This is a genomic window from Weissella sp. DD23 (genome assembly GCF_001579105.1).
In the GTDB taxonomy this organism is placed as follows: Bacteria; Bacillota; Bacilli; order Lactobacillales; family Lactobacillaceae; genus Weissella; species Weissella cibaria.
This window is the reverse complement of record NZ_KQ970394.1, coordinates 94,720-99,596: the sequence shown is the minus strand read 5'-3', so window position 1 is coordinate 99,596 and position 4,877 is coordinate 94,720. Positions and strand designations below refer to the sequence as shown.

Here is a 4,877-nt window from a genome sequence, read left to right as displayed (position 1 = left end):
CCTAATTCCGGAGTCCCTGTCGTTTGATTGAACAACATATATAGTGATGATGTCATGACATTCGTTCCTCCAATCTTGTTTCTACTATTATTTTATCAGTGAAAGCTTAAATGGAGAAACGATTAGTTTACTCATTACTGTCTTTAGACAAATTTCCCTCACTTTATTGACTTATTTTGGTACATCTACTGAAATTCAGATATCAGAAGATGTATTAATTAGTCTAAAAATTGTTCTAGCTTAATATACCGATGTTGCACTTGGACGGTAGTAAACCCACTGTCCAGTACGCAATTGGAACCCTACACGTAAATCTTGTGTCATTATCGTGTTAGGCACTCGGAAGTACAAGGCGTTACCCGCTTTATTATTAATATAATAGTCAAAATACGGTGTAAATCCCCCACTCGTCCAAGCAGCATTATCATCATTACCGTATAACTTCGTTGTTAATGTGGCCTGGTTATACCCGTTTAAATACATCAACCGATCAGATTGTACGGATAGCGGACTCATAATGTTTGCACCATCCTTAGTAGACAGACGAACGGCAATTACTTGATCAGTATCTATCTTGTCTACTGGTACCGATAACCAAGCATTTCCGGCTGGAAGCGTTAGTTGTTGCGCTCCGAAAAGGTACGTATTGCGCCACTTGTTATAGTTGGATTGCTGGTTGTTCGCCAAATAATCATTCATCGTCCGTGTGCTAGTTGCGCGATAACCCGGATTTATCAACTTAAGAACACCCCAAGTATATTGATCATTAGAAAAACCGACTGAATTATTATCCAATGTTGTCGCTGTACCAACCGTTACCGGGTTCTGCAAGGTTCCCTTATTTGCTAACACATTAAAAGTTCGAGTTACATTTCCCTTTACAACAAAACGTTGCGCGGCCGGACGGATGTATCCAGCAACAGTTGGCGCATCATTAAAGTTTTGGTTGTAATAAGCTCTCACCGTCTTATTTGCCAAATACATATGCGTCACTGTGTTATAAAAACGGTTCGTAACCGTAAATTGTTTAGGTGTGTAACCGATCGTTTTAGTTTGTGAATACGCCACTTTGAAATTTGTTGTACGCGGTGTATTGTACCCATAAATTGCCGAGTAGCTCTTAACCGCCTTAGCATTTTTGTTGTATGTGACTTTTTGCGTACGTAGAACTGCTCCGGTCCGCGAATCAACCATACGATACGTTACGCTCACCTTAGGCACTGGCTTATACTTAGCATTCGCTGACACATTAGTCTGTCCAGCAAACATAGCCAAGCTACTAATGGCGATCATCCCTGAAAAAATAGCTTTCTTCATTTCTCTCTCCTATGTAACATAGATTCTCTTTTCTCTTATCAGCTTAAGAATAACTTAAACCAACTTTTTAAGTTTAAACTAGGCTCAGTGTTTTTTCTACACAAGATTAAATAAAATTCAACTCAAATTGCATACTAAAGAGGTCTTTTTTACTGGATAAATCAATACAATTAATCAGAAAATTTATACTTCTATATTCGAATGGACTCACATAACAAACAACGCCTATCCAACAGGACAGGCGTTAGAATGCTGGTTATACGAGCATTAAACACTCATAAGAAAGATGTGATTGATTCATGTAACTCACCAGTCACTTATAAGCAGTTGGTTAATCTGCATCTAAAAATATATGAAAAAAATATCATTTACAATCATTTTTTATCGAATTGTTTACAAAATAATGTTTTTCAGGTTTAAAAACGGGGAAATAAAACCAGCAATGTCATACACGAGATTTGACATTGCTGGAATGTTTGAAGTCTGATTCAATTTTCAAATCGTTACTTTAGAAGTACTCATTTATTAAAAACATGAACAACCCTATGATTCACTTATCGACGAAGAGAACGTGCGGCTGAAGCAATAGCGTTTTCATTATTAACCGAGGCAGCGCCGATTGAAGAAACAATTGCTGCAGTTGATGCCGCTTGTGCAGCAATCAAACTCTTTGTGTTAGCTCGTGCAGATACAATTTGTTCGTCGATCTTTCGGATAACCACTTGTTGTTGTTGTGCCATTTGCTTCATGTTGCCATTCATGTTGTTCAACAAATTGACTGATTGACCTTGAAGTTGTTCCATTCGTTGCTGATGTGAAACCGTACTCCAAATGTTAAACCCTTCTTTCAAAGAATCAGCTCGCCCAACACGAATTAGGTCAAATACATTTGCAGCGTCAAAAGAAGTTTGCATATCGTGAGGCCAAATGGCTAGTGCGCTAGCGACTTCCTCATCATGCAAGAATTCGTTCAATAGACTTTGGTATCGATTTGATTGATTCTGCCAAAGTTGAGACTGTTCACGAGCATTGGCCACATACTCCTTTACTCCCCGAGTTTTAAACTTTGTGTAACCCCATACAATAGCGCCAGCTACCACAATTCCCAAAATTAAACCAACATATTCGACGCTTGTAGCAACAGTAATAAACATAATGTATGCGATTGCTGCAACTACCTTACTGTTTTGCAATAACAATGTTTTACCGTATGTATATTGCTTAAGAATCGCCTCACCATTTTTGATTTGAGCGCCATACTCTGCAACTTCCGCATTGGCGTCAGATATATTCTTTTCCAAATTCTCTTTTCGATCAAAAATACCATACATATATAATGCTGTGTTTTTGTCCGTTTCTGTAGGCGTTAAACCCGTCACCGTATTCTCTTCTGCCATCTCTCTAATTCCTCCAATATTAAAACAGATGATTTAGATTATACTTTAATAGTATTGTTTTATAATAAAAATCCTTAAAAAAGGCAGTCACCTTGAAGTGCAGTCCAATTATTTAGAATAAGAAAGTCACGTCACATACAAATCCAATAAAATTTGCTATTTTAGCAATCCAATTTGGCCTTTATAAAACACGTCATTTATTCAGAAATTTTAAAGAATGGATTTTTCGATCCCTTGTAATAAGACCTGGTTGTCCGTCCTATTCTAAAATCACCAGTCCAGCGACCTTGCTCATCGGTCACAGGTTCCGTATCACGTTCTATTGCCCTTAAATATTTATTCTTATTGTCGTATAAGTGTATATCCAACACCAGAATGACCATTTAACATTTTATATTGAGTACAGTAAATTCATGTATATTCTGGCAAAGTTCTATACTATCAATTTAAATGCGACGTTATATTTCTAGCGTTTGAATAACGCACTTCATTAACTTCTATCGTACGTTTAAAAGTGCTATTAGAAGTACCTTTCATGGTATAATAACGATAATCAAAAAAGGAGAGTAACTTATGGCAACTAAAGTACACGCAGACGCCATTCTCATGAGTGTGTCTGAATTAAAAAAGTCTCCAACACAGGCAATTGATAACGTTCAACATGCCACCAATACGCCCATCTACATCCTCAACCGGAATGAGCCAGTTGCAAACCTAGTATCAACTAGCTACGTTGAACGAAAAGAAATTCTTGAAGAAGAAAATTCAAACTTAACAGACCTAGTAAATGAACAGGCCTACCAAATCATCGCATTGCAACGCTTATTAAACGACAATGGAGAACGACTCTCAGATTCTGAAGTTCGTGGTGATGCCGTGAATACTGATTTATCAGAAATCGAGGATGAATGGTCATGACCAATAGTGGCCTAGCCTGGCTAAAAGAAGCAGTTTCTGACTATAAGAAACTTGACGGTTCTCAGAAAGTCCAAGTAGACAAGGGACTAGAAAAAATTAAAAATGATCCGTATAATGCCGGCAAGCCGTTAGCTGGTAACCTCATTATGCTGAGGGAAATTAAAATGAAACGACTAGGCTTAAGAATTATTTTTATGCCAACGGATGAAGGTCCAATCGTTGCAGAAATAATCGTTATCGGAAAACGCTCTGATGACCTCGCCTTCAAGCAGGCTGCTAGACGGATAAACCTTTAAACAAAAAGCAGTGCGTACCCAGAAATTTGGATGCGCACTGCTTTTTTAAGGTTCTATTCTTTTAGGTCTCGCTAAGAAATCACCAACGCCGTTTTTTATGTTTTACAAACATTCTCAAAAAAATAAAAACACCAATAGCTCAAATGTATTCGAAAGTCGATGAAAACCAGAGTTTTGACGAGCACCGTCAATGAAACAGTCAAGATTCCATTTAGAAGCGGATGCCCGTGTATAGCTTACCGTCTTAGTACCAACGGTATCCACCGTTGTACTGTGAATTGTCGTGGATGTATACAGACAGCGCCACGGCGATTCCCTTAAATTCAATCATAGGGTAGTTTAGTCAATCTGTGATTAGATTATCCCCAAACGTCCCACTTGTCGTTGTTGTTCCCACTGTCAACAACAGCACCTGGGTTGAAGTTATCACCCTTACCGTTAGCGTTAGGATCAGATGGTGTCGTTGGTTGTGCTGGCTGGGTGTTGCGCAAGAAGAATGTGCCGTTGTTACCGAAGTAGTAGTTCTTGCCACCGATGTTACGCCAACCTTGGACAGCACGTCCTTGGTTATCCGTGTAGTAGGTCATACCCCATGCATGGCGCCAACCATTGTCCTGCCGAATACCATTCTCAAACCAGTAGAAGGTACCCATGTAGAACTTAAATCCAGTGAACATCTTTCCATTTTGAACCCAGCGCCAACCAACACCAGGAACATTTACGTACGCATCTTTCACAACACCACGTGAGAAGAATGTACCGTTGTTACCAAAGTCGTACACAGTTGAACCAACCTTGTAAGTGCCCTGGACAGCACGTCCAGTATTGTCTGTGTAGTACGTCATACCCCAAGCAGAACGCCAACCTTGGTTTTGACGAACACCATTGATAAACCAGTAGTACGTACCCATGTAGAAGCGGAAGCCAGTGTATAACTTGCCGTGATCAT

5 protein-coding genes are annotated in these 4,877 nt (G+C 39.1%); 2 read left to right on the top strand and 3 right to left on the bottom strand.

All coding sequences use genetic code 11. From position 1 onward, the window contains the following. Nucleotides 1-240: 240 nt before the first annotated feature. Complete coding sequence (locus tag WEIDD23_RS07890; RefSeq protein WP_010370911.1) at nt 241-1,317, bottom strand: hypothetical protein; 1,077 nt, start codon at nt 1,315-1,317, stop codon at nt 241-243. 554 nt (nt 1,318-1,871) lie between these two features. Next, a complete protein-coding gene (locus WEIDD23_RS07885; RefSeq protein WP_010370915.1) occupies nt 1,872-2,714 on the bottom strand; it encodes a hypothetical protein in 843 nt (280 codons plus the stop codon). Between the two features lie 573 nt (nt 2,715-3,287). On the opposite strand from WEIDD23_RS07885, the gene WEIDD23_RS07880 reads away from it, so the two are divergent. Beyond that, nucleotides 3,288-3,632, top strand: a complete 345-nt coding sequence (locus tag WEIDD23_RS07880; RefSeq protein ID WP_010370918.1) for a hypothetical protein — start codon at nt 3,288-3,290, stop codon at nt 3,630-3,632. After that, nucleotides 3,629-3,928, top strand: coding sequence for a type II toxin-antitoxin system RelE family toxin (locus WEIDD23_RS07875; RefSeq protein WP_010370921.1), 300 nt, complete (start codon nt 3,629-3,631; stop codon nt 3,926-3,928). The genes WEIDD23_RS07880 and WEIDD23_RS07875 overlap by 4 nt, the downstream gene beginning before the upstream one ends. 359 nt (nt 3,929-4,287) lie before the next feature. On the opposite strand, the gene WEIDD23_RS07870 is transcribed toward WEIDD23_RS07875, so the two are convergent. Beyond that, the coding region (locus WEIDD23_RS07870; RefSeq protein WP_062358893.1) for a hypothetical protein at nt 4,288-4,877 on the bottom strand (590 nt) is incomplete at its 5' end.